The sequence below is a fragment of the Sphingobium sp. 3R8 genome (genome assembly GCF_020166615.1).
Lineage (GTDB): Bacteria > Pseudomonadota > Alphaproteobacteria > Sphingomonadales > Sphingomonadaceae > Sphingobium > Sphingobium bisphenolicum.
This window is the reverse complement of sequence record NZ_JAIQXR010000022.1, coordinates 57,419-81,452: the sequence shown is the minus strand read 5'-3', so window position 1 is coordinate 81,452 and position 24,034 is coordinate 57,419. Positions and strand designations below refer to the sequence as shown.

Annotated in this window: 19 protein-coding genes, 1 tRNA gene and 1 pseudogene; 11 read left to right on the top strand and 10 right to left on the bottom strand. The window is 61.3% G+C overall.

Going from position 1 to position 24,034, the window contains the following annotated elements:
- From K9B33_RS18820 to K9B33_RS18795, 6 genes are all read right to left on the bottom strand, one after another.
- On the bottom strand, positions 1-1,432 hold a 1,432-nt coding region (locus K9B33_RS18820), incomplete at its 3' end, for a type IV secretion system DNA-binding domain-containing protein (RefSeq protein ID WP_224550593.1).
- The gene (locus K9B33_RS18815; protein WP_224550592.1) at positions 1,429-1,800 is read right to left on the bottom strand and encodes a hypothetical protein; all 372 of its coding nucleotides are present in this window, start codon (positions 1,798-1,800) and stop codon (positions 1,429-1,431) included. The genes K9B33_RS18815 and K9B33_RS18820, both read right to left, overlap by 4 nt.
- 207 nt (positions 1,801-2,007) lie before the next feature.
- Positions 2,008-2,553 carry a hypothetical protein gene (locus K9B33_RS18810; RefSeq protein WP_224550591.1) on the bottom strand — a complete coding sequence of 182 codons (546 nt, stop codon included), beginning with the start codon at positions 2,551-2,553 and terminating at the stop codon, positions 2,008-2,010.
- 113 nt (positions 2,554-2,666) lie between these two features.
- A complete protein-coding gene (locus K9B33_RS18805) occupies positions 2,667-2,864 on the bottom strand; it encodes a helix-turn-helix transcriptional regulator (RefSeq protein ID WP_037464378.1) in 198 nt (65 codons plus the stop codon).
- 73 nt (positions 2,865-2,937) lie between these two features.
- Positions 2,938-3,756, bottom strand: a complete 819-nt coding sequence (locus K9B33_RS18800; protein WP_224550590.1) for a hypothetical protein — start codon at positions 3,754-3,756, stop codon at positions 2,938-2,940.
- Positions 3,757-4,033: 277 nt separating this feature from the next.
- Positions 4,034-4,110, bottom strand: a tRNA-Pro gene (locus tag K9B33_RS18795).
- 184 nt (positions 4,111-4,294) lie between these two features.
- Between K9B33_RS18795 and yajC the strand changes: the two genes are divergently transcribed.
- From yajC to K9B33_RS18770, 5 genes are all read left to right on the top strand, one after another.
- Positions 4,295-4,630 carry a preprotein translocase subunit YajC gene (gene yajC / locus K9B33_RS18790; protein ID WP_224550589.1) on the top strand — a complete coding sequence of 112 codons (336 nt, stop codon included), beginning with the start codon at positions 4,295-4,297 and terminating at the stop codon, positions 4,628-4,630.
- An 8-nt stretch (positions 4,631-4,638) separates the two neighbouring features.
- Positions 4,639-6,273, top strand: a complete 1,635-nt coding sequence (gene secD, locus K9B33_RS18785) for a protein translocase subunit SecD (protein ID WP_224550588.1) — start codon at positions 4,639-4,641, stop codon at positions 6,271-6,273.
- Between the two features lie 21 nt (positions 6,274-6,294).
- Positions 6,295-7,284: a protein translocase subunit SecF gene (gene secF, locus K9B33_RS18780; protein WP_224550587.1), complete on the top strand. Its 990-nt coding sequence runs from the start codon at positions 6,295-6,297 to the stop codon at positions 7,282-7,284.
- Between the two features lie 47 nt (positions 7,285-7,331).
- Entirely contained in the window at positions 7,332-7,673 is a 342-nt protein-coding gene (locus K9B33_RS18775; protein WP_224550598.1) for an Mth938-like domain-containing protein, read from the top strand.
- A gap of 106 nt (positions 7,674-7,779) precedes the next feature.
- Positions 7,780-9,204 (top strand): M20/M25/M40 family metallo-hydrolase, encoded by a 1,425-nt coding sequence (locus K9B33_RS18770; RefSeq protein WP_224550586.1) that lies wholly within the window; start codon positions 7,780-7,782, stop codon positions 9,202-9,204.
- Between the two features lie 189 nt (positions 9,205-9,393).
- On the opposite strand, the gene K9B33_RS18765 is transcribed toward K9B33_RS18770, so the two are convergent.
- On the bottom strand, positions 9,394-12,885 hold the full coding sequence (locus K9B33_RS18765; RefSeq protein WP_224550585.1) for an autotransporter domain-containing protein: 3,492 nt from the start codon (positions 12,883-12,885) through the stop codon (positions 9,394-9,396).
- Between the two features lie 334 nt (positions 12,886-13,219).
- On the opposite strand from K9B33_RS18765, the gene K9B33_RS18760 reads away from it, so the two are divergent.
- The 4 genes and pseudogenes from K9B33_RS18760 (at position 13,220) to K9B33_RS18745 (ending at position 17,748) form a co-directional block, all read left to right on the top strand.
- Complete coding sequence (locus K9B33_RS18760) at positions 13,220-14,341, top strand: Ppx/GppA phosphatase family protein (RefSeq protein ID WP_224550584.1); 1,122 nt, start codon at positions 13,220-13,222, stop codon at positions 14,339-14,341.
- A complete protein-coding gene (locus tag K9B33_RS18755; protein WP_224550583.1) occupies positions 14,338-15,042 on the top strand; it encodes an RlmE family RNA methyltransferase in 705 nt (234 codons plus the stop codon). The genes K9B33_RS18760 and K9B33_RS18755 overlap by 4 nt, the downstream gene beginning before the upstream one ends.
- Positions 15,043-15,085: 43 nt before the next feature.
- Positions 15,086-16,100 (top strand): annotated as a pseudogene (locus K9B33_RS18750) (YifB family Mg chelatase-like AAA ATPase); the annotation flags it as partial.
- A 49-nt stretch (positions 16,101-16,149) separates the two neighbouring features.
- Positions 16,150-17,748 (top strand): recombinase family protein, encoded by a 1,599-nt coding sequence (locus K9B33_RS18745; RefSeq protein ID WP_224550582.1) that lies wholly within the window; start codon positions 16,150-16,152, stop codon positions 17,746-17,748.
- Positions 17,749-17,898: 150 nt separating this feature from the next.
- Here the strand turns inward: K9B33_RS18745 and K9B33_RS18740 are convergent, their stop codons facing one another.
- Both K9B33_RS18740 and K9B33_RS18735 read right to left on the bottom strand, forming a co-directional pair.
- The gene (locus K9B33_RS18740; RefSeq protein ID WP_224550581.1) at positions 17,899-20,364 is read right to left on the bottom strand and encodes a hypothetical protein; all 2,466 of its coding nucleotides are present in this window, start codon (positions 20,362-20,364) and stop codon (positions 17,899-17,901) included.
- Between the two features lie 22 nt (positions 20,365-20,386).
- Positions 20,387-20,836 carry a DUF6641 family protein gene (locus tag K9B33_RS18735; protein WP_224550580.1) on the bottom strand — a complete coding sequence of 150 codons (450 nt, stop codon included), beginning with the start codon at positions 20,834-20,836 and terminating at the stop codon, positions 20,387-20,389.
- Between the two features lie 147 nt (positions 20,837-20,983).
- Here K9B33_RS18735 and K9B33_RS18730 point away from each other — a divergent pair, with 147 nt between their 5' ends.
- Positions 20,984-21,433, top strand: a complete 450-nt coding sequence (locus tag K9B33_RS18730) for a hypothetical protein (RefSeq protein WP_224550579.1) — start codon at positions 20,984-20,986, stop codon at positions 21,431-21,433.
- 141 nt (positions 21,434-21,574) lie between these two features.
- Positions 21,575-22,111: a recombinase family protein gene (locus K9B33_RS18725; protein ID WP_224550578.1), complete on the top strand. Its 537-nt coding sequence runs from the start codon at positions 21,575-21,577 to the stop codon at positions 22,109-22,111.
- A gap of 42 nt (positions 22,112-22,153) precedes the next feature.
- On the opposite strand, the gene K9B33_RS18720 is transcribed toward K9B33_RS18725, so the two are convergent.
- Entirely contained in the window at positions 22,154-23,707 is a 1,554-nt protein-coding gene (locus K9B33_RS18720; protein WP_224550577.1) for a hypothetical protein, read from the bottom strand.
- Positions 23,708-24,034: the final 327 nt, after the last annotated feature.

Genomic DNA, 24,034 nt, shown 5'->3' with positions numbered 1-24,034 from the left:
AGCCCAGCATGGATTCGGCGATCTGCGGCCCATAACGGTGATGCATCTGCCCCAGCGCCTGGAAGGTCAGCACGACCGCAGCGCCGAACTTGCGGCCCTCGGGCAGCAGCCGCGCCAGATTGTCGACACGGGGCAGGTCGGCCAGTTCGTCCAGCACGAACCAGATGCGCCGCTCCTCGGAAGGGCGTAGGCCCAGCACGGCGCTGGCCGCGCATTCCAGCCAGCAGGCGAGCAATGGTTTCGAGGCCTCGAAATAGTCCTCCTTCCTCGGCACGAATATCCACGGCCGCGCGCCGGGATGCCGGTCCAGCGCTTCAATGAAGCTGCGGAAGGCAAAGGGCCCCGCCTTGCCGTCCTCAGCGCGCAGGAACTGGATCAGGTCCGCTGCCTTCGCCAGCATGAACAGCACGCTGCCCGTGGCCCGGTCGGCATCGTCGGCAAAGGTGCGGGCCGATGAACTGGTGGCGAGCCATTCCTTGAGGTCGTCCTTGGGGCGGTTCTTCAGGGCATGGAGCAGGTCGGGCAGGGTGCGCCTGTTCTCCTGCCACAAGGCCCGGATCATGTTGGCGACAAGGATACGGCTGGTATCGAGCCACACGTCGCTGTCATGTTGCCCGGTCTCGGTGATGAGCTGGTGGGCGATGCGGTCGGCATCGGCCGGATGGGCGATCTCGGCGAAGGGCGACCAGAAGGCGCAGCGGGCGTCAAACGGATTGAGGATCACGTCGCCGCGCGACGGATCATAATAGTGCGCAATGAACTCGCCGCTGGTGTCGTAGACCAGCGCGGCTTCGCCCCGCGCCTCGATGCCGTCGAGCAATTGCCGCAGGGCGGTGGTCTTGCCGCTGCCGGTGGTGCCGATCATCGCCATGTGGCGGGTTTCCAGACGGGCGGGGATCAGCACCTTGCCGATCGACAGGGGGCGTGCGTCAGCCTCCTTCCCGGTCAGCCTGGCAAGCTGCTTCTCGTCCACCACTTGCGTTCCGCCGATCCAGCGATCGGCCAGAAGGCGCTCGCGTCGCCGCGCCATCGCGCCGCGAAAGGCGATCAGGCCCACAAGCCAGGTGCCGAAGCCCAGCACACTGCCCCACTTTCCATAGGACCAGACAAGATCGACGCGCCGCCGGAAATAGGGATGGGCGATGATCTGGCGCGCCGATCGGCCTTGTTCGATATGGTCGGGATAGTGAACGTCGATCCCTGTGTCCGCCTCCCAGCCGGAAACGGCCCAGAGCTTGGTCCTCGCCCAGTAGTAGGTGCCGGTGGCGAGCATCGCGTCGCGGCCTAGCATCATGTTGGGCAGTGTCAGTCCGCCGAGAGCAACGGAGGCGAGCATGACCAGGGCTTGCCGCTTGAGCCGCGCGCCCTGCGTGCTGAGATGATGCTTGCGCAGGGCATCGGCATGGTTGCGGCGATCGTCGGGGCGGGTCATGGCCGGTTCTCCCGCGCGAGGCTCCGCTGGCGATTGTAGGCGGCGGTGATCTCCTCGGTGAGGATCGCGTCGCTCTTGCGCGCGCCACTAGCGGCGCTGCGGGCGTAGCAATAGGCAGCGCAGGCGGTGAACAACGCGCGGTCCAGCATCCGCTCCACATCCACGATGCGCGTACCGACCGATGCCAGTTCGGTGACGATCTCGCGGGCGTCGATCGCGCTGCTTGCCCCCTGAGCGAGGGCGGCCAGCCCCGTGTCCACGACGCGGGCGAGCATGGCATATTCGCTGAGGCCGCGTTGTCTGGCAAAGCCGGCAAGGGTGCGGTGCTGGGCCGGAGAGAGCCGCACGGTCTGGGCGCGGGCGCTCATCGCACCGCTCCAGCCGAGATGCTATTCGCCATCGCGAGGAACGGCGCAATTGCGCCGTTCCCGTGTCCTCCCGTTTGACGGGATGCTATCCGCATCGCGTCAAACCCGCAGAAATGCTGGATGCACCCGTGCGTGAGGTGTGTATCTGAATTGTCGGCTCGATGCGTAGCATCGCAGCCCAGCAACCTTGCCCTTTGGGCGACCGGATCAGGCATGGTCCGATCCTTCCCGGCAGGCTTCTCCCGAAGCGTCAGCGGTGGCATCGGACACCCAGGCGGCGATGATCCGCTTGGCTTCGCGGTCGGCCCTGCGGCGGTCGATCTCCCGGCGCTGACGGGGTTGGTCGTAAAGGCCGTGTTCGATGATCCAATTCTGGATCACTTCGTCGATGGCATCCTGCAACAGGTTGTCGAGCTGCCTTGCCGCGATGGGATCGAGATGCGCGGTGACATGCGGGGCTTCGATAAGTCCGCCCAGCGGGAGACAGGTTCTGCCTGCATCCTGCAGGGGACCATCCACCCGCAGCGTCGATACGACGCCCCGGTGGGTGTGCAGGACAGCGCGTTCGTTGAGGGTCCAGTGGCTGATCGAACAGCGGTAGGTCTCGCCATCGTCATCGAAGAGCAGCAGCCGCTCGATCAGCGGCTCGACGATGGGCGCAAGCCGCTGATGGACCGTGAAGCGCAGCGTGACATGGGACCGGCCAGCCAGCCAGGCGGCCAGCCGATCGATGCTGTTGCGGATGGAAGGCATGGGGCATCCTTTCGTGAAACCACGATTGTTTGGGGTGTTCGGGTTGGGGGATGCAGACGCGACGGGCCCGCCCCCGCCATCAGGCCGGAGCCGGGAAGCGTCTGCGGTTCAGTTCAGTAGCGGCGGGGCTGAAGGCTGTTCAGCCAATCCTCGACATCGCCGGATCGCCATCGAATTTTGCCAGAGCCAATGTGGCAGGGACTGGGAAAGCTGCCGTTGCGGGCGCGGCGATAGAGGGTGGTCCGAGATTTGAAGCCGGTGACGTTGAGCACGTCCACGACAGTCAGAAGTTGGTTGCGATCAGGGGGCATGAAGGCGTCCTTTCCACTGGTTGGAGCGCAGGACGTGGCTTTGGGAGGCGCTGGACGCTATTCAGTTCCGCATTCACGGGAATTCATGCATGGGCAATTGGCGCAGATAATTGTTGAAGGCTGGATAGACGCCAGCATGGATTTTCTCCATCCGGCTATCGCTAATCCTCTCTTTGCCAAGGATTTCCTTCTTTCGTTCGAACGTCAGTCCGTCGAGTTCGGGGCGTCGCAAAGCTATGATGATCTGGATCGCCTCGCGGAAGGAGTTTGCACGTGGGTCTGCTTCGGAATGGGCAAGAAGCCACTTTATGCGGCGGTCAAATAAGTCGCGGTCGGCGGTGTCGAGCAATGTTCTGGAGGTGACGAGGGCAGGGGCAACGCGACCGCCCAGCTTGACCAGCAATTCGCTCATGGGAATTGGACGGTGCGGGATGCATTGCCAAAGGTTTTGATCCCGGCTGACAATGAGAAGCGTGCCATGATCGGCAAGAAATGCGCGAAGGGCGCTCTTCGTAACGGGCTTAAGGTTCCCATCGGGAAGTCGCTCGACGCATGGGATGTCGCCGCTGGCGATCTGTTTTCGAAAGTCGTCAAGTGCCCGCAGATTACGCGCCAGCGTTTCATCCGGCTCGGTGAGGATTTCCTCGATTTCCGGTTCATCGCGCACCTTGGCGCGTTTGCGCGCCCATATGAAGGTGCAGCCTCCAGCAAAAAGGAGGACCAAACCGCCGCCGTGTGCGATCCGATCCTGAGCAGCGATCAGGACCACAGCTAGCAATACGACGACTACCGAGGCCAATTGCGCTAAGTGGAGCCCGTTGCGACGTTTGCGTCCGTGCTTCGCCGCCGATGCCATCGCGCCGAGCACACTTGTCGGGATGATGGCGGTCAAGGCCGTTCCTGCTGGTCGTTTCAGAAACGCAATATAGCCATCCCGAATTTTGACGAACTCGGGGGGGCGAAGAAGCAACTGCTCTCGCATCTATCGGCTGGCATAAGCAGAGTGAGGCGAATCTTCAATCGGAAGGGTGCCGGGCGAGTGCGATGTCGAGGCGTTGAGATGCACTGCGTGGCAATCGCCAAAATTAAGTTTGCACCACCAGCGCACCACCAGAGCGAATTTGGTGGCCCCCGGCGGGGTAAAAATATTGGCTAAGTCATTGAAATATTGGTCGGGACGAGAGGATTCGAACCTCCGACCCCCACACCCCCAGTGTGATGCGCTACCAGGCTGCGCTACGTCCCGACCGGAGGGCGCCCAATATAAGCACAAATGGGAAGTTGCAAGCGCTCAATCGCATCTCTTTCCACCGGCCGTCCGAATCCCTAATCATATTGCCTCTATCCCCCCATCTGTGTTAGCCGCCCGCCCTTGATCCGTGGACGCCGACTGGGCGTGCGCGACCGACAGATACAAGGCAGTCCCACCCATGTTCATTACCCCAGCCTTTGCCCAGACCGCGGGCGGGCAAGCCTCCGGCGCCGGAATCCTGGTGCAGATGGCGCCGCTGGTCCTGATCTTCGTCGTCTTCTATTTCCTGCTGATCCGTCCGCAGCAAAAGAAGATGAAGGAGCATAAGGCGAAGATCGACGCCGTGAAGAAGGGCGATCAGGTCATCACCGGCGGCGGCCTGGTCGGCAAGGTAGCGCGCGTGGACGAGATTTACGCCGATATCGAACTGGCGCCGGGCCTGAAGGTCAAGGCGGTCAAGTCGACCCTGACCGAGGTGATCGATCCGACCGCCGCCAAGCCCGCGAACGACTGAGCGCCTTCATGCTGAACTTCTCGCGCTGGGCGATCTTCGCGATCATCCTGCCTCTGGCGATCGGCGTGCTGTGCGCCATTCCCAGCTTCCTGCCCGACGCGACCGTCGCGCACCTGCCGCGCTTCATGCAGACGCGCGTCAATCTGGGCCTCGACCTGTCGGGCGGCAGCCATCTGCTGCTCGAAGCATCGACGCAGGATGTCGCCAAGCAGCGCCTTACCAACATGGAAGAGCAGGTCCGCACCGAATTGCGCCGCGGCGATCCCAGGATCGCGATCGGCGATATTTCGGCCCGCGACGGCAAGCTCAGCTTCATGGTGCGTGACCCGTCGCAGGTCGATGCCGCGGTCGAGCGCATCCGCCCGCTGACGCAGGGGGCGGGCCTGACCGGCCAGCGCGATTTCAATGTCGAGGTGGTCAACAGCTCCACCATCGTCATCACGCCGACCGAAGCGGGCATCAAGAACGCGGTCAAGAGCGCGATGGAGGTATCGACCGAAGTCATCCGCCGCCGCATCGACGAAATGGGCACGCGCGAGCCGACCATCCAGCAGCAGGGCGACAATCGTATCGTCGTGCAGGTGCCGGGGCTGCAAGATCCCAAGGCCTTGAAGGCCCTGCTGGGCCAGACCGCCAAGCTGGAATTCAAGCTGGTCGACACGACCGCCAGTTCGTCAGAAGTGGGCGAAGGTCGTGCGCCGGTTGGCAGCGAAGTGCTGGAATATCCGGGGGCAATTTCCGATCCTCGCACGCCGTACATCGGCGTCTCCGCCAAGGGCGTTCCCCTGATTGCGGTCAAGCGCCAGGTAATGGTGTCGGGCGAGGATCTGACCGACGCGACGCAGGGTTATGACCAGAGCAACCAGGCGATCGTCAACATCCGGTTCAACAGTTCGGGTGGCCGCAAGTTCGGGCAAGTGACGTCGCAGAATGTCAACCGCCCCTTCGCCATCATCCTGGACGGCAAGGTACTGTCGGCGCCGAACATCAACGAACCGATCCTGGGCGGCAGCGCGCAGGTCAGCGGCAGCTTCACCGTCGAAAGCGCCAACCAGCTCGCCATCGCGCTGCGATCGGGCAAGCTGCCGGTGAACTTCGTCGTGGTGGAAGAGCGCACCGTGGGGCCAGGGCTGGGCGCGGATTCGATCCGGGCGGGCCTGATCGCATCGGTGGTCGCGGTGGTCGCGGTCGCGGTCTTCATGTTCGTCAGCTATGGCCGCTTCGGCATGTATGCGAACCTGGCCGTCGCGATCAACGTGCTGGTCATCCTGGGCGTCATGGGCATATTGGGCGCGACGCTGACGCTGCCCGGCATCGCTGGTTTCGTACTGACCATCGGTACGGCGGTGGACGCCAACGTGCTGATCTACGAACGCATCCGCGAAGAGCGGCGACGGGGGCGTAATGTCGTGGCGGCGATCGAGCATGGCTATAAGGAAGCCAGCCGCACGATCTTCGAAGCGAACGTGACCCACGCCATCGCCGGCGGCATCATGCTCGCGCTGGGGTCCGGGCCGGTCAAGGGCTTCGCCATCGTGCTGCTGATCGGCATCGCGACCAGCGTGTTCACCGCCGTCACGTTCACCCGCATGGTGGTCGCGAACTGGGTGCGCCGCACCCGTCCGACCGACATTCACATTTAAGAGGGGCGGGAGGACACACCCATGAAACTTCTCAAGCTCGTCCCCGACAACACCAATATCGGCTTCGTTGCGATCCGCAAATGGGCCTTCGCCCTGACCGCGCTGCTGACCGTGCTGGCCGTGGGCGCGACCGCGCACAAGGGCCTCAATCTGGGCGTCGACTTCGTCGGCGGCCTGATGATCGAGGCGAAATTCCCGCAGGCGGTGGATACCGACAAGGTGCGCTCGACCATCGGCCGTCTGGGCGTGGGCGAAAGCTCGCTCCAGCAGTTCGGCGACGCCAATACCGTGCAGATCCGCCTGCCGCTGCCCGAACAGGGCGGGGCCGGCGCGGCGAACGCGGTCGTTGAAAAGACCCGCAAGGCGATGACGGCGCAATTCCCCGGCGTCACCTTTTCCCGCTACGACACGGTGTCGGGCAAGGTGTCGGGCGAACTGATCCAGAATGGCGTGCTGGCGGTCGTGCTGGCGATCCTGGGCATCGCGGTGTTCAGCTGGTTCCGCTACGAATGGCAGTTCGGCGTCTCGACCTTCGTCGCGATCGTCCATGACGTGCTGATGACGCTGGGCTTTTTCGCCATTACCCAGCTCGAATTCGACCTCAACATCATCGCGGCGGTGCTGACGATCGTGGGCTATTCGATCAACGACAAGATGGTGATCGACGATCGTATCCGCGAAAATATGCGCAAATATCGCAAGATGGACATGAAGGCGCTGATCGACCTGTCCGTCAACGAGACGCTGCCGCGCACGGTGATGACGTCCGTCACCATCCTGCTGGCGCTGGGCGCGCTGCTGCTGCTGGGCGGCCATGTGCTGCGCGGCTTCACCGCCGCCATGATGCTGGGCATCATCGTGGGCACCTATTCGTCGGTCTATGTGTCGTCTTCGCTGCTGATCTCGCTGGGTCTGACTCCGCAGACGTCGGAGAAGAAGGCGACCCGGAAGGGCGACTATGCCGGCACCGCCGAGCGTGTAGGTCCGCGCGACGATGGGGCGAAGCCCTGAGCGATGTCGGGATAAAGGTCCGCCGGGACGATGACGGTCAGGGACCGATCGTCACCGGCTTTCAGGGCCGCGGCTTTCGGGTGCGCGACGATGTGTTTCCCGACGGCTTGCTGCTCAGCCCGGTGCGGGCGCTGGCCTGGGCCGATGCGCCGGGCGTGGATGGGCTGACGGTAGCGTCGCTGGGCGACCTGTTCGATACCGAGCCGAAGCCTGAATTCCTGCTGCTGGGCACCGGCGCGGCGCTGCGCCAGCCGCCCCGCGCCTTTGTCCGCGCGGTCGAGGCGCTGGGGATCGGCGTGGAGGCGATGGACAGCCGCGCCGCCGCCCGCGCCTGGGGCGTGCTGCGCGCCGAGGAGCGGCAGATCGTGGCGGCGCTGCTGCCCTTGTGAAGCGTGGCATGTTGCCGCCTGCGCGGGAACAGGTCGTGCCGGAAGTCTTGCCCTCATCCCGCCGCTCCGCCAAGCTGGTCGCCTCTTCCATCCAAGGGGCTTTTCCATGGCATTTCACCGTCCCGCCGCCGCGCTGATCGCGGCGCTTCTCGTCACCACCAGCGCCCATGCCGCGACCCCGGATGCGCAGGCGCGCGGGGACGAGCCCGCTTTCCGGGGTCTTTACAAGGAACTGGTCGAAACCGATTCGAGCTGGCCCGACGGCAGTTGCACGCTGGCGGCCGAACGGATGGGCGCGCGGCTGAAAGCGGCCGGCTATGCCGACGGCGACGTGGCGATCATCGTCGATCCGGCGCATCCGAAGGAAGGCAATCTGACCGCGATCCTGCGCGGAAGCAACGCCAAGCTGCCGGCCGTGCTGCTGCTCGCCCATATCGATGTGGTTGCGGCCAAGCGCGCCGACTGGGTGCGCGATCCGTTCAGCCTGATCGAGGAGGGCGGCTATTTCTATGGCCGGGGTACGTCCGACGACAAGGCCATGGCGGCGGCCTTCACCGACCAGATGATCCGCTACAAGACGGAAGGCTATAAGCCAAAGCGCACGATCAAGCTGGCACTGACCTGCGGCGAGGAGACGGAGAAGGCGCTCAACGGGGTCGAATATCTGCTCAAGACCAAGCCCGATGCGCTCAAGGCCGGATGGGCGCTGAACGAGGGAGGCGGCGGGTCGCTGGACGAGAGCGGCAAGCCGGTGAGCCAGGGCGTGCAGGCGGGCGAGAAAGTCTATCAGGACTTCACCTTAACCGCGACCGCGCCGGGCGGCCACAGCTCGCGCCAGACGCCGCATGTCAATGCGATCGGCTGGATGGCGGCGGCGCTGGCGCGGATCAACGACTATGATTTCCCGGTGAACCTGACCCCGGCGGCCAAGGCCTATTTCGGTGCGTCGGCGCCGCTCTACCCGGCGAAGGTGTCGAGCGCGATGGCGGCGATCGGCGCGGGCAAGGCGACCGAGGCCGACTATGCCGCAGTGTCGGCCGAGAGCGCGAGCTGGAACGCGACGCTGCGCACCACCTGCATCCCGACGCTGATTTCCGGCGGCCATGCGCCCAATGCCCAGCCGCAATCGGTGACTGCGAACGTCAATTGCCGCATCATTCCCGGCGAGAGCGTGGAGTCGGTGCTGGCGCGATTGGGCGAGGTCGCCGCCGATCCGAAGGTGAAGGTGACGCTGGCCGATCCACCGCAGCCCAAATCCTCCGCGCCGGAACTGACGCCACAGATCATGGGGCCGATCGAAACGCTGACCAAGGAGATGTGGCCCGGCGTGCCGGTGATCCCGCGCCTCGCCACCGGGGCAACCGACGGGCGCTTCACCAATGCGGCGGGGATTCCCACCTATGGCGTGTCGGGCATGTTCGCCGACCCGGACGGGCAGGGCGTCCATGGCCTGAACGAGCGCATCCGCGTCAAGTCGCTGCTGGACGGGCGGGCATTTCTCTATCGGCTGGTGAAGCTGTATACGCAGTGAGAGAGGGGGTGGGTAGCCGTTAAGCCGCCTCCGCCCGTTTTCGAGCGTGTCGAGAAGCGAGAAAGGCGGGCCACCCGATCCTTGACCAGGCTCGAAGCGAACGGAAGTGCGTAATCCTATCCAATCCCGACACCAACGAAAAGGGCCGCCCCATCGGGCGGCCCTTTCCTTTCGGCTGGGAGCCGGAAATCAGAAGCGGAACTTCACGCTGGCGCGATAGCTCTGATATTTCACGTCCTTGCGCCACAGGGTGGTGTCGGCCGACAGGCTGAGATCGACATTGCCCGTGGTGACCGTCAGGCCGCCGCCCGCCTCGCCCCAGTTGCGATCCGAACCGCCGAGCGCGAAGGGCGCCAGACTGCCGGTGCCGCCGACCAGATTGGCCAGGAAATAGGCCGGCTGGTCGTTGAATTCATGGACGAAGTTGGCGGTGACATAGGGTTTGAAGCCGCCGGTGTTGGCCTTGACCGTAGCGCCCAGGCGACCCTGCGCGCTGCGGATGGCGTGACGCTTGATCACCAGCGCGGCGTCGCCGCCATATTCGGCCAGGTTGCCCGAGCTGATATAGGCGCCGCGGATCGAGGCGCGCGGCACGATGCTGAAGGCGTCGCCGCCCAGCGCCTTGCTGAGGCCCAGTTCGCCCGACAGCGCGAGTTCCTGATCGCTCCCATAGAGGGTGTAGGGCGTGACGCCGACGGCGAAGGCGCGGCGCGAGCGGGTGGCAAGCGTGCCGGCGCTGCCGACCGCGTCCAGCTTGACGCCGGAGAGGTCGAAGGCGCCGTAAACGGTGCCCTGATAGAGGCGCGCGCGCGCCCAGTCATTGTCGCCGGTATTGCCCTTCAGTTCGCTGAAGGACGCAGCCAGGCCGATGACGCCATTGTCGCCGAACGCCTTTTCGACGCCCGCCGCCGCATACCAGCCATCGAACTGGTCACGACCGAGCGGCACGGCGGTGCGCATCGGCGCGCTCTTGCCGTCGAGATAGCCGCCCGCCAGAAACGCGCTCATATCGTCGGGCAGCACGCCTTCGCGGGTCGTCGTGTCGTCGCCGCCGCCCTGGTCCATGCCCAGATCGATATTGTTGAGGCTGGCGGAGGCGAGCTGGATCGGCTGGCCGGTCATGGTCAGCGTGCCGCCCATCGATCCGGCGTCCAGCTTGGTCAGGCGATCGCGATAGAAGCGCGCCATATTGTCGTTGAGCACCTCGGCCATCGACGTCTTGAGCGCTTCGGTGCGTGGCGCCATCGCCTCGAACGTCGCCTGCACGCCGGCGACGCTCAGCAGGTCCGCCTCGCCATAAAGGGCGGCGTAATTGGCGTAGAGCGACCGGTTCTGGTCGAGCAGCTGGGCGAAGCTGGTCTGGTTCTGGGCAGCCGGGTTGACCACGGCGGCATAGAGACCGGCGTCGATCCGGACGCTGACGCTGTTGTCGCCATAGATCAGCACGGGCTTGAGTACCGCCGACAGCTGTGCCGGGGCAGTGAAGGTGCCGTCGATGCCGCCTTCCGCCGTCACGAACGTATATTGGTTGCCATAGCGGATCTTGGTGCCGGCGGTCGCGCCGAAGACCACCTGACCGCCGACCGCGGCGATGCCGTCGATCGGATCGCCGGCCGCGAGCAGCGACACGTCGCCGTCGGCCTGCGCCGCGGTGATGGCGGCGCCGGTGCGCTGCTCTGCGGTGCTACCGCCGCCATCGCCTTCGCTGCCGGTGGGCGGGGTTTCGACTTCGCCGTCGCCGTCATCCGCGACGAATTGCGTGGCCTTGACCGCCAGCACGTCAGACACGCCATTGGCGCCCAGGTCGATATGCAGCGTGCTGCCCGAGGTGAGCAGCGCATTGCCCTCGACGGTCAGCGTGCCGATCTTGCCGATGCCGCCCGGCGCCACCACGCCCAATATGTTGGTGAAATAGGGCGCGCGCACGGTGCCGGTGCCCGACAGCAGGCCGGTCATCAGGAAATAGTCGCCAGGGGTTTCGACCGTGCCATCGACGTTCACCACGCCGGCGAGATGGGAAATGTCCATCAGGCTGGTCAGCGATCCGTCCGCGGTGACGTCCAGTGTCGCGCCCGTGCCAGAAATGGTGAAGCGGTCCACGGTGGCGTCGATGTCCAGCGTGGTCTTGCCGGCGGCGCTCAGCGTCACGTCATAATAGCGGCCGACCACGCCTGCCGACGCCTGCGGATCGATATTGTCGGGCACGAAGCCGGTCGCGCCGGGCAGGCCGTTGGCCAAAGTGGGGCTGGGCAGAATGGCGGCTTCCACATCGCCTTCGGCCTGCGCCTCGTGAATGGCGCCGCCGGCAAGCGTGACGCTTTCGCCATCAGGGCTGCGCTCGGCGATTTCCACCTTGCCCTTGTTGTTGGAAACCGTCCGTGCGCCGGTGGACGAGGTGGCAGGGGCCGCGCCGTCCTCCGTGACGGGCACGCCGTCCACGGTCAGCTCGCCGGTGCCGACATCATAGCAGATGCCGTCGGGCGTATAGCAGAGCTGGCCGAACTTCTGCGTATCGTCCTGCCCAAAGGCGCCGGCGCCCGGCGTGGTGGGCACGCCGTTCACCAGCTTGCCGGTGCTGTCGATGATGCGATAATTGGGATCGAGCGCGGTCACCCAATGTTCGGCGTCGCTCCATTTGCCGTCGCCGGCCTTGGCGGTGGCATAGCGATAGGGGTTGTTCTGCGCGATCCAGTCCCAGAAAAGATAGAGCGGCTGATAGAAGGACGAGCCGCCATAGGAACTGGCCGGTTGTTCGAGGAAGTAACGGCTGCCGCCCGACAGGACGCCGATCACGGTCTTTTCATCGAACGCCTGGTCCAGAATCAGGGGGCCGCCCGAATCGCCGCCCGCGGTGCTGCCTTCGTTGGGCAGGGCGTCATCCTTGAACAGGTTGAAGTCGAAGGGGTTTTCCCGCGTCGGATCGTCGAAATCGGTGTGGTAGAGATTCTGCGTATAGCCGCCGGCTTCGCCGAAGAGGAAGCTGTCGACATCGTCGAGCGAGCCCAGCATGCCCAGGAAATTCTCGGCCGTCTTGCGACGGAAGTCGATGCCATAGCTGTTGCCGGTGCTTCCGCTGCCGCTGCGGCCATAGCCGGTGATCGTCACATGATAGCCGGTGCCGCTCGTTTCGCTGATCGACGACGGGGCGGGCAGCGCGGAAAAAAGCACCGCCCAGGTCGGTACGTCGGATGCGGGCGTGTCGAGCGTCGCCATCGCAACGTCGCCATAGAGGAAGCTGAGCGCCGGCGGATCGAGCGATTCCGGATTATAGGCGATGTTGTTGACGTTATAGACGCTGAGCGCCGTATTCGTGCGGTAATTGTTCGAAATCCAGTCGATGAGGCCGGGCCGTGCATTGTTCTGGAAGGCGAAGGCGACGGGCACGCCGCCGTTGACGGTGCTGTAGTCGGCGGACGTCAGGTCGTTGACGCAATGCGCGGCGAAGATGACCGTGCGCGGGTTGATCAGCGTGCCGGTGCAGACGAAACCGTCGTCGCGATACATGATGCCTACGCCGTTGACGTCGCTGCCGTCGATGATGTCGCTGGGACTCTTGTCGTCGGTCGGCACGACGGCCTGCGCCACGGGCGCGACGGCAAGCGCGGCTATGGCAGCGGATGCCAGCAGTGCGGGACGACCGACGCGCGCCAACAGGCCCGCACCATTCTTGCGAATGTGCATGATATAAACTCCCCAAAGACCGAATGGGAGGCTAATCAACTGTATTGCCCAAGACAATCGTACAATCATGAAAACTTGCGTCATGTATCCAAAACGTCACAGCATGTCTGTTTTGTCCTAAAGGCGATGACGTCGATCGAGCGATCTTGTTCTTTGCTGATCCGAAACGAACCCTGCCTTCGCAGGACGTGCAAGACGTATCCTTAATCATTCTTAAGTCTTGCGCTGGCGGTGATGCCGGCCGCGCCTTGCGCGATGCGTCATATCTGCTTAAGCATGGGGGCAAGTTCCGGTCGCCCTTTGGCGGCTGGCGAATGTAGAAGCGAGTTACGGCATGGTGCAGCAGAGCCGCCCATCGCCGCAGAGTTCCGGCCCGGCCGGCCGTTATGCGGGCAAGCGCGCCCGTTCCGGTCCGGGCGATGGGAGCAAGGCTGCGGCCATTCCGCCCCCGTCAACGCAACGGGGCTTTCCGCCCCATGGCGCGCGTGAGCGTCGATCCTATGCCGCGATCGACCTGGGCACGAATAATTGTCGCCTGCTGATCGCCAAGCCGTCCGCCGACGGCTTCATCGTCATCGACGCCTTTTCGCGGATCGTCCGGCTCGGCGAGGGACTGGCGTCTTCCGGTCGGATCAGCGATGCGGCGATCGATCGCGCGATCGCGGCGCTGTCCGTGTGCGCCGACAAATTGCGTCGCCGCCACGTCACGCTGGCACGATCGGTCGCGACCGAAGCCTGCCGCCGGGCGTCGAACGGGGCGGAGTTCATCCAGCGGGTCTATCGCGAAACCGGCATCGCGCTCGACATCATCAGCGCGCAGGAAGAAGCGCGGCTGGCGGTGCTGGGGTGCCATGCGTTGCTGGAGCCGGGCGACGGACCAGCGCTGATCTTCGATATTGGCGGAGGATCGACCGAACTGGTGCTGGTCGATTCGCACGGAACGACGGGCGCGCCGAGGATCGTCGACTGGGTCAGCGCACCCTGGGGCGTCGTGTCGCTGACCGAGAGCGAGGCGTTCGACCATGGCGACAAGGCGGAACGGCTGGCGGCCTATGACCGGATGCGCGCGCGGGTCAGCGAGGCTTTCTCGCCGCTCGCCCGGCGCCTGCCGCAGGGGGCGGAGGATATCCGGCTGCTCGGCACGTCCGGCACGGTGACGACGCTGGCCAGCCTGCACCTAAACCTGCCGCGCTACGATCGGCAGGCGATCGACGGGCTGATCGTGCCATGCGAATCGATGCGCGCCATCTCGGAGCGGCTGTCGACCATGGCGCTGGCCGAGCGGCAGAAGCTGCCCTGCATCGGCACCGAGCGCGCCGATCTGGTGGTGGCGGGCTGCGCCATATTGGAATCGATCCTCGATATCTGGCCGGCCGCGCGACTGGGCGTGGCCGACCGGGGGATTCGCGAAGGCATATTGCGCGGCCTGATGGACCGCGACGGGAGAGAGATGTGAGAGGGTCTGGTGTCGGCAAGGTGCGGGTCAAGACCGCCAAGGGCCGCACGGCGCAGTCGGTGCGCTGGCTGGAGCGGCATCTGAACGATCCCTATGTCCGCAAGGCGAAGGCGGAAGGGTGGCGCAGCCGCGCCGCCTTCAAGCTGATCGAACTGGACGAGAAATTCCATTTCGTGAAGGGATCGAAGGCGGTCGTGGACTTAGGGGTAGCGCCGGGCGGCTGGGCGCAGGTGGTGCGCAAGATGGCCCCGAAAGCGGCGGTGGTGGGGATTGACCTGCTGCCGGTCGATCCGATCGCGGGCGTGACCCTGTTCGAAATGGATTTCATGGACGACAAGGCGCCGCAGATGCTGCGCGATGCGCTGGGCGACGCGCCGGACCTGATCATTTCCGACATGGCGGCCAATACGGTCGGCCATGCCGCGACCGATCACCTGCGCACCATGGGGCTGGTGGAAGCTGCGGCCTGGTTCGCGGTGGAGAATCTGCGCAAGGGCGGCACCTTCGTCGCCAAGGTGTTTGCGGGCGGGACGGACGGCGAATTGCTGGTGCTGCTCAAGAAGAATTTCACGACGATCAAGCATGCCAAGCCGCCGGCCAGCCGCAAGGGCAGCGTCGAATGGTATGTCGTGGCGCAGGGGTTCAAGGGGCGGCCGGATGAGCCTGCGCGGGACCGGACCGGGGAACCGATCGAGGAATAGTCCGGGGACGGACTGACGGGGCAGCGAAAAAAGGCGGGGGCATTTGGTCGCAACGGTATCGACGGTCGCCTATCTGGGGTTGGAGGCGCGCCGTGGAGGTGCAGTGCCAGCTCGTGCCCGGCCTGCCCAATTTCATCCTCGTCGGCCTGCCCGACAAAGCGGTGGCCGAAAGCCGCGAGCGGGTGCGCAACGCGATCGCCGCGATCGGCCTGTCGCTGCCGCCCAAGCGGATCACGGTGAACCTGTCGCCCGCCGACCTGCCCAAGGAGGGATCGCATTTCGACCTGCCGATCGCGCTCGCCCTGCTGGGCGCGATGGGGGTGATCGATGCCGAGACGCTGGCGGGCTATGTCGTGGTCGGCGAACTGGGGCTGGACGGGCGCACCGCGCCGTCGCCCGGCGTGCTGCTGGCGGCGCTCCATGCGGGCAGCCAGGAAATGGGGCTGGTCTGTCCGGTCGCGCAGGGGGCGGAGGCCGCCTGGGCCGGCGAGGTCGAGGTCGTCGCCGCGCCGGATCTGCTGGGTTTGCTCAATCATTTCAAGGGGACGTCGGCACTGTCGGCGCCGCAGCCGGGCGTGGTGGAGGCGCCGGTGCGGGGCGCGGACCTGAAACAGGTCAAGGGGCAGGAGGTCGCCAAGCGCGCGCTGGAGATCGCCGCGGCGGGCGGCCATAATCTGCTGATGGTCGGGCCGCCGGGCGCGGGCAAATCACTGATGGCGAGTTGCCTGCCGGGCATATTGCCTGACATGACGCCGGGCGAGGCGCTGGAAAGCTCCATGGTGGCGAGCGTCGCCGGCACGCTGGAGGGTGGACGGATCAGTCGGGCGCGGCCGTTTCGCAACCCGCATCACAGCGCGTCGATGGCGGCTTTGGTCGGCGGCGGGCTGAAGGCGCGGCCGGGCGAGGTCAGCATGGCGCATCTGGGCGTGCTGTTTCTGGACGAGTTGCCGGAGTTTCAGCGGACGGTGCTCGATTCGCTGCGCCAGCCGCTGGAGACCGGCGAGGTGACGGTGGCGCGGGCCAATGCGCATGTGACCTTCCCTGCGCGGGTCCATGTTGCGATGCACGTAGACAAAATCCTAACGCTTGCCGCGATAGGACAGTCCAATGGCTCAAACTGCGATCATATACGCCCGCTTTTCCACCACTGAGCAAAGTAAGGGCTACAGCTTAGAACGGCAGAAAACGGCGGGTATTGAGTTCGCTACTGCTCGCGGTTGGACCGTTGAGAAAACAATCACGGACGAAGGCAAGAGTGCCTTTCACGCGAAGAATCGTGCTGAGGGGGCTGCCTTATACGAATTTGAGGTAGAAGCCCGTAACGGCCTCCACCGTGACAAGGCGCTCATAGTCGAAAACATCGACCGCTTGAGCCGTCAAGGCGCGAAGGCCGCAGCGCAACTCATCTGGGCGCTCAATGAGGCAGGCGTTGATGTAGCCACCTTCCACGATGGCTATTGCTACAAGGCTGGCAACAATGGCGATATGATGGAGTTGTTCTCCGTCATCATCAAAGCTCAGTTGGCGTTTGAGGAAAGCGATAAAAAGAGCCGCCGCACGAAGGCGTCTTGGGACAAGCGATTCGAAGCAATTGCGGATGGCAGTCAGAAAAGGCCGGTCCCGCATACTCCCACATGGATCAATCGGGTTGACGGCGAATATGTTCTGGACGAGCACCGAACGAAGGTGCTGAACGAGATATACGATCTCTATATCAACGGCATGGGCCTCCATCGTATAGTCACCTTGCTCAATGATCGTGACGAACCTGTTTGGAATCAGTTCAAGAACCGAACCAAGAATGGCTGGTTCTACAGCTATGTTTATCGCCTTCTCACCAAGCGAACCGTGTTGGGCGAATACGTCACCAATGATGGACGGACGTTGGCAGCAGACTTTTATCCTCAGGCGATTTCCGCTGAAAAGTTCAACCAAGCACAAGCCACGCTGTCTATGCGGAAGAGCAACCAGAAGCGGTCAAAGAATCAGAACCGTAATCTGCTCACACAGATGGTGTTTTGTGACGAGTGCGGCGGCGGTGCCCATTTCGAGCATACGACCGATACGGTCCAGACTTATAGAAAGGTAAGCGGCGAAGTGGTCAATTACCGTCGCAGAACCTACCGCCGTTTGCGGTGCGATCGATCCAGACGGAAACATTCATGCGAAAATCCCACGATCCTCAATTATGACGTGGTTGAGAAAACCGTGCTGGACGAGCTTTTGCCACGCCTCGTAGTCAAGCAGGCTGAAAATCACAAAATTGCTGAACTCCGCGAAAATCTGGCTGAGCTTGGCAGGCAGAGGGATGCCAACCGAACACGTTTGGACAACATCATTGACGCAATCGCGGATGGCGGCGGCAAGGCTCTCGTGACACGAGCCGCCGTCCTTGAAACTGAGGTGGATAAACAATCCCAAGCCATTGAGGATTTGCAGAAGCAGCTTGCAGTCGCAACGTCTAAACCATCCAGTGATGATGATATGGTGCTGGTGGAGAGCTTGCGGGCTGAATTGGCCAGCGAGGACGACGATATACGGATTTATGCTCGCGGCCGCGTGAATATGGCGCTGAGGCGGTTACTACACCGCATCGAAGTCACCGCCTACAACACGTTCATCATATGGCCCAATGAGGACACATGGTGGCGGTTTGATGAGAACGGGACGCTTTTGGATGGGGAACAGATTTGGCGCGCAGCGTAGGATCCCTGTGTCGTGCGTTCTCCAGCCCGACGAAGGCGATTTGCTCCTGTCCAGCAGTGCGACAGCGTGAAACGCGTCCTCAGCGCTCAGCAGCCCTGACAGCGCAAGCTCACTAATAGTGAGAACCAGATGATGCGTGTGGATCACCGATCATTCAGGCAGGAAGCCGAAATCATACACCTGCGGCAACAGCTTCTCGCTGAGCGCAGCGTATGAGGTTTTGAAGGGACCGAAATCGGTCACTTCATTGTGAGCGTTCGCCTCGAGTGCTCGTCGTACTTGATACCATCCCACATCAGGACGGTTAAGCTTATATTCTTCACGAATCGTGCGGCCAAAGTTCATAGAGCTATAGTGCTTCCATAGCTTGCGTCCTTCGTTCAGAACTGCTTTTGCCTCGGCGCTAAACTTTAGTTTAGCGATGTAACGGATCATGAAGTTTGAATCGAATCGGCCTTTGGCTCCGACCTCTGCTTCCGTAAATGGGATAAAGTGATTAACCAGCGACCAATTTTCGCCACCCCACTTAAGGCCGTCCGCGCCTGCTGCCAGATTGCTGTTGTTGAACAGTGTCCAAATCAGGCAATCCGACTTGAAGCTTTCACTGAGGGACTGAGATGGCTGAAGAAATTGATCTCTATCGTTTAGCCAAGTCGGCTTTATCAAACGCCGAACAGCGAACATTACAGCAACTTTCCAAAGGTTGTCTTCATTGATGAAGAAACCTCTGCCGCTGCCAAAACCCGATGACAGAATCATAGTCAATTTGGCAGCTTGTTGCAGATCATTTCCTGCACAATTGAACCATCCTATAGCTCCATCCGACCATTTCGTGCCCCTTAGGTCTGCTGATGTGGTCGCCGGTTCAACCGCACCTTTCAACGGAATGGCAGGGATCAGCTTATTAGTTGGAGGACGCTCCGCCCAAGTGGTAAGCAACTTATCAGTTTCAACATTCTCAAACGTTTTTTCACCAATAAGATTTGCGTCCCGGTCGAGGACCTCAGTATAGATTTCATCAATATCCGCGGGCTTCGCCATATCCCAAACGAGGAAGCCAATCGGAAAATCGCCTTTCAAGCCGTCGAAGGCACGGCTATGGACAACAAAACCACCGAGATACTTCGCGCGCCAAACGGAGCGAAACTCCTCAAAAGCTTGAGAGTTTACATATTTTAAGGTTCCGAACGTCGCGACAGTAGCTTTTGGTATTTCGCGGTGCGCTCGTGCTAAAAACTGAGTGAAAAGCTCGTTACTGGCTTTACCGTAACCATCCATGCCAGCCACAGCAAATTTAGATCGAGAAACACCCTTTTTGCTCCGATCAACACCTTGGCTGACCGCATTATCTGAACTCGTCGCCTCCGCGTAAGGCGGATTGATTAACACCAAAATCTTCTTGGCGCCCTTCTTTCGTGCGTTTGCATCAGCAATTGCGGCACGTAACTCAGGCGGAACTTTCTCCGACAGAGTATAATCTATAGTACCAAATTCAGAAATATCGTCATTTAGATAGTCGTATTGAAAAATATTTGCACCAACACAAGTCTGGCTTGCGCGCATGACATCTATATCAGCTTGATCGAGGGTGCTCATAAATACATTGCGATAGTTACTGTGCTTTACTTCAAGATTTCCTACGCCACAGCACATATCCCAGACGATGTATCTTTGCTGCCAATTCTTTCCCAATATGGCTGACAGCTCTTCGTACGACTTATCTACAACATGAAGAGGTGTATAGTAGGCACCTTTGAAAGTGCGTTCGTCGAGCGGAAGCAAACTATCACGCCGCTCCAGAAGGTATTGACGATATTCTTCCTCAGGTGGACGGTGGTATATGGCCCAAAAATTTCGATAACCACGCAGGCTGTTCAGCTCATATGACTTTCCGTTTAGAAGAAATACCGGCTTGTCATCATCATGAAGAAGTTTTGCAGGCAAATCACGCATTGCCGCTTTTTTTCCGTCATGCATAATATCAGCGAAGAAAAGCAAAGCGTAGTCTGAAGGCGAAACTCCTTCCAGTTCGTCTCCGATCATTTCAACCCATTTGTCAAAAACTTGGCGAAGATTGTCAGGGGTAATAGGAGTTCGGATAATTTTACCCGCTTTGATCGCGGATTTCGCTGCTTGTAGGAACTCCTTCTCGTGATTTTCCAGATCGTATACGACGAAGTGCGTTTCAATGTATGGTGCAGCCTGCGCTGCGAGAGCTTTGTCAACTTTAGAGCCAGATTTCGGCCATGCGATCTGCTTATCATCAAGAATCGGGAGGGCTTTCTCTGTCTCCATGAGCGCCGCTTTCTCGCGATCAATGACGCAGAGAAAAGGCGGGATATGCTCTCCGAGTTTTCGAGCAGCCCTCACATAAAATAGGAGTTGCGTGAACATCATCACAGGAGGTGTTGAGGCCCCCTTGGCTTCAAACCAAATTTCATCCGTTCTGATGTCTACAAGCGTCTTATTATAGGACTTTAAGCCGAGCGCCTTGATATAGGCGTCCTTAACATCTTCTTCCGTCTTGGCTTTAAGCAGGTCGGCTTTCAGGCTCATAATCGAGTGCGGTTCCGTGTCGTGGTCGCATTTGCGTATCTCCGCCGTCACGATTTGCATAGTCGCCTTGTTGAGTTTGCTGTCAGGCCGCCTTCTTAGCCTTGAAGTTCGCGCGACGTGCATCGCGAGCCGCGTTAAGCTGGGGATCGAGTTCACCGGCGTTGATGGCGTCGATGATCGAGCCGATGATGACCGGCACATCGGCAAGATTCTCGACCTCTACCGCATTCATGCCCTTGGCAAATTCCAGTGGCTTGTTGCCGTAGCGAATCTGGAAGAACATCTTCCCGTTGGCGTCGGTGAACCAGCCCTTGCGAACCTTGCGGGGGGCATCGACACGAATGCTCTCGCCTTCGGCATTCTTGCGCGTCACCTTCTTGGTCACGGCGAAGGTCGTTCCCGCAATCTCGGCCTCGGCCATCGCCTTCTGCTCGTCAAGCCAGTTAAGCACCTTGGCACGGAAGGCGAATTCGGACGCAGCGGGATTGCCACGGGCTGCGGTGGCGAGTTTCAGGAACTTGAGGATCGACATGGTGGCATCTCCTTGGCCGGTGTTAATGCCCATGTCGGTAATGCCAACGAAAAGGCGGTCGATCGAAGAAGGCAGTGCGGTTCTGATTTTCCATCGAATTTAGCGAGCATAACGCCATCTTAACGATGGGGCGGCAGTCAGTCGCAGATGCAACGCAATGCCCCCACCTTGGATCAGGTTCTGTCATGGCTGGTGCCTCTCGTCAGAATGCTGGAAGCAACTGACGGCCAGAGCGTCACCCACTATTATCGCACCATCAGGCAGTCCATCGCGCTTGCCGCCGTCGATGAACCAACGCCGCGTCCCAAGAAGGTCACAGAGCTTTACAGGCTGCGCGAGCAACAACTTGCGGAACGGCTGGAAGAGACATTGGGTGCTGAATGGCGGGTGGCAACCGGCGACGAGCGCGCCAAGTTCGTGAACGACCGCGAAAATGTCCTGATCGCACCCGAAGCCACCCTGTTGCTGTTCGACGAAGAGGACGGCCAGATAAAACCGGGCATTGCCAAACGCTCCGGCTCAACCTTCAACTTCTACATGGTGGCCAAGCGCTTTCCTGACAGCGCGGCCAAGCTCGCATACATGATCTGCAAATAAGTTCATCGGCAACGCCGTCGCATTTGGGTTTACCGTCGCGTGACGGCTGAAAAATGGCTGTTTCCTGTCACTTTTGGATCGACCCCGCACATATCAGACAGCAAATGCTTAGGGTCTTAAACCCAAATGTGACGAGGGAACATGATTGTCGGATATGCGCGTGTCAGCACCACGGGGCAGAGCCTTGCCGTCCAGCAGGACGAATTGAGCAAGCATGGATGCGAACGCATCTTCGAGGACAAGGCGACAGGCACGAACAGGGATCGCCCTGGCCTGTCGGAAATGCTCGGCTTCGTGCGTGAGGGCGATACGGTCGTGGTCAGCAGACTGGACCGCTTTGCCCGTTCGCTGTCCGACCTGTTCCAGATGCTCGACCTGCTCAGTGACAAGGGCGTTGCGTTCCAGTGCCTCCACCAGTCCATTGATACTGGCACCAGCACGGGCAAGCTGACGCTCGCCATATTGGGCGCGGTCGCCGAATTTGAAAACGACCTGCGCCGCGAACGGCAGCGCGACGGGATCGCCAAGGCCAAGGCAGGCGGAACCTACAAGGGCCGCAAGCCCAACATCGACGTGGAGCAGATCGCCGTGCTGCGCGAAGCGGGCATGGGTGCATCCGCCATCGCGAAGCAGTTGGGGATCAACAGGCAGAGCGTCTATCGCCTCATGGCTGCGTGAAGGCCGGACTCACTATTAGTGGGACTGGCCACACGGCAGGGACTATTTGAACATGGCGAAGACATCGCTGCCTTCGCCGCTGGCCCATGCGCGGGCGCGGCGATCTTCATCAGCAATTGCGGCCATGTGTTCAGCCTCGCGCTGCTCCGCTTCCTCGTTCTTGCGGCGGGCATCGGCGGATTGCCACCCTGTAACCCGCTCACATTCGATCCTGATGAGCGAATGCGCTTCCCTGAGCTTTTCTGCGATAGCCGCCTGCGTGGCCTCTGAAAGTTTGTCGCTGGTGACGAAAGCATCATGAATGCGGGCAACGACCGGCCTTTCCGCCTGAGCAATCGCCACGATGTCGTCCATCAAGCTGGTCTCATAGTGCTGGAACAGATAGGCTAAAATATGCGCGTCGGTGATGCGCGGTATGGCCTTTGCGTCCCTGATCGCCTGCTTGATGGGATCGAACTGCCCAACCCGCTTGAGGTGGGAAATGATGGCTTCGGTAAGTTCGTCCTGCTCCGCGATGAAGTTTATGACGAACTTGTCATTGAGGAAGCGTTCGCGGTCGTCCTTGTTTCTGAGAATGTCGGCCAGAGCGGTTGGATGACCGTCATGCCATAGCGCAGCGTCCGTCTTTGCGCCGAAGCCAATGGCCGTGATAGCTTGCTTGACCAGCCTCAGCTTGCCAGCGGCCTTGATCGGCGTTGCCGTGAGGCACTGGTCTGCGAGGCGCTGCCTGATGGCATCTTTTTCGCGTAAATATTCCTTGGTGTAGGTGAATAGTCCGTCCAGCCGGTTTTCGACGTGACGTTCGTTGGGCTTGGCGACGATGCCGCTGATGATCGCCAACTTGATCCCGTAGATCGCGGCGCTCAAATCATATTGGTAATGCTCGCCCAGCACGGCGGCGCGGACCTGCTTGCTCATCGTCTGGATGGACAGGCCGTGATAATAGGTGCGGCCAAAGACGGACGGCTTGGGATATTGGGGATATTGGCCGCCCAGATGCGCGGCGATGCGTTGGACAAGCCGCGCCTGATAGGCATTGCGCTGAACCTTGGCGACCCACTCGCTGCCCTTGCCCTCGGCATTATGCGCCAGATCATAGTCCGTGTTGTCGATGTAATTTTTGAGATTTTCAAGATCGACGGCAATCATTTCCGGCTTCGCCCCGTCTGAGGCAGCACCCGAGAACACCTCCTGCACAAGCACGTCATCGCTCACATAATCCAGCAGCTTGCGGATGGTCCGGTCGTTGATTTGGATGGTCGTATTCCTCCCCTTGAGATTGTTGCCCTTGTCGATGACGACGAAGAGGGGGCAGATCTCTCGGAACTCGGTCCAGACCGAATGCCGCTTCTTCTTATACTCGAATATCCCGCATTGCTTGCTGAGTGCGTCCAAGGACACCTGCGCGCGATTGTCGGTGATGAACGGCGCTTGTCGGGCCAGCGCGCCGCATACAGCCTCAACATAGCGGTCGAACAGCGTCTGGGCTTTCGCCGCCTTCAAGTCCGGGAATTTGTCGGTAAATACCTTTGGGATCGCAATCTCGCCTGATTGCTTGTTGAGCTTCTTCTGCTCGATTATCTGCTTTGGTGTCATTTTGTTCTCTTTCGCTGCCTTGGGGATGGCTGCGAAAGAGTGAAGCCATCCCCAATATTTCCTATGATGGCCGTCGCCATCACGGACTATTTATGGCTTCGCGGGAAAAATAGGGGACGAGGGGTGATGGTGAGGGACGGGATTTCAGAAGGACAGGAAAGCTCACCTTACATCTCTTCTCATCCAACCAACCGGCTATCATCCATGGGCCGTCGGTCTTAATTTATCCCTATATAGTCCAGTGGCTTTTCAGGAACCACGGGACTGGTGCGGGCATCAATCGGCGCGTTCGCCCAGTGGCTTCTGCCCGCGGCAGATGGGCGAAGC

Bases quoted from the DNA above. Each gene is read 5' to 3' on its own strand.
- K9B33_RS18815 (WP_224550592.1), bottom strand. From the start codon at position 1,800: ATGAGCGCCCGCGCCCAGACCGTGCGGCTCTCTCCGGCCCAGCACCGC.
- K9B33_RS18810 (WP_224550591.1), bottom strand. From the start codon at position 2,553: ATGCCTTCCATCCGCAACAGCATCGATCGGCTGGCCGCCTGGCTGGCT.
- K9B33_RS18805 (WP_037464378.1), bottom strand. From the start codon at position 2,864: ATGCCCCCTGATCGCAACCAACTTCTGACTGTCGTGGACGTGCTCAAC.
- yajC (WP_224550589.1), top strand. From the start codon at position 4,295: ATGTTCATTACCCCAGCCTTTGCCCAGACCGCGGGCGGGCAAGCCTCC.
- secD (WP_224550588.1), top strand. From the start codon at position 4,639: ATGCTGAACTTCTCGCGCTGGGCGATCTTCGCGATCATCCTGCCTCTG.
- secF (WP_224550587.1), top strand. From the start codon at position 6,295: ATGAAACTTCTCAAGCTCGTCCCCGACAACACCAATATCGGCTTCGTT.
- K9B33_RS18770 (WP_224550586.1), top strand. From the start codon at position 7,780: ATGGCATTTCACCGTCCCGCCGCCGCGCTGATCGCGGCGCTTCTCGTC.
- K9B33_RS18765 (WP_224550585.1), bottom strand. From the start codon at position 12,885: ATGCACATTCGCAAGAATGGTGCGGGCCTGTTGGCGCGCGTCGGTCGT.
- K9B33_RS18760 (WP_224550584.1), top strand. From the start codon at position 13,220: ATGGTGCAGCAGAGCCGCCCATCGCCGCAGAGTTCCGGCCCGGCCGGC.
- K9B33_RS18745 (WP_224550582.1), top strand. From the start codon at position 16,150: ATGGCTCAAACTGCGATCATATACGCCCGCTTTTCCACCACTGAGCAA.
- K9B33_RS18740 (WP_224550581.1), bottom strand. From the start codon at position 20,364: ATGCAAATCGTGACGGCGGAGATACGCAAATGCGACCACGACACGGAA.
- K9B33_RS18735 (WP_224550580.1), bottom strand. From the start codon at position 20,836: ATGTCGATCCTCAAGTTCCTGAAACTCGCCACCGCAGCCCGTGGCAAT.
- K9B33_RS18730 (WP_224550579.1), top strand. From the start codon at position 20,984: ATGCAACGCAATGCCCCCACCTTGGATCAGGTTCTGTCATGGCTGGTG.
- K9B33_RS18725 (WP_224550578.1), top strand. From the start codon at position 21,575: ATGATTGTCGGATATGCGCGTGTCAGCACCACGGGGCAGAGCCTTGCC.
- K9B33_RS18720 (WP_224550577.1), bottom strand. From the start codon at position 23,707: ATGACACCAAAGCAGATAATCGAGCAGAAGAAGCTCAACAAGCAATCA.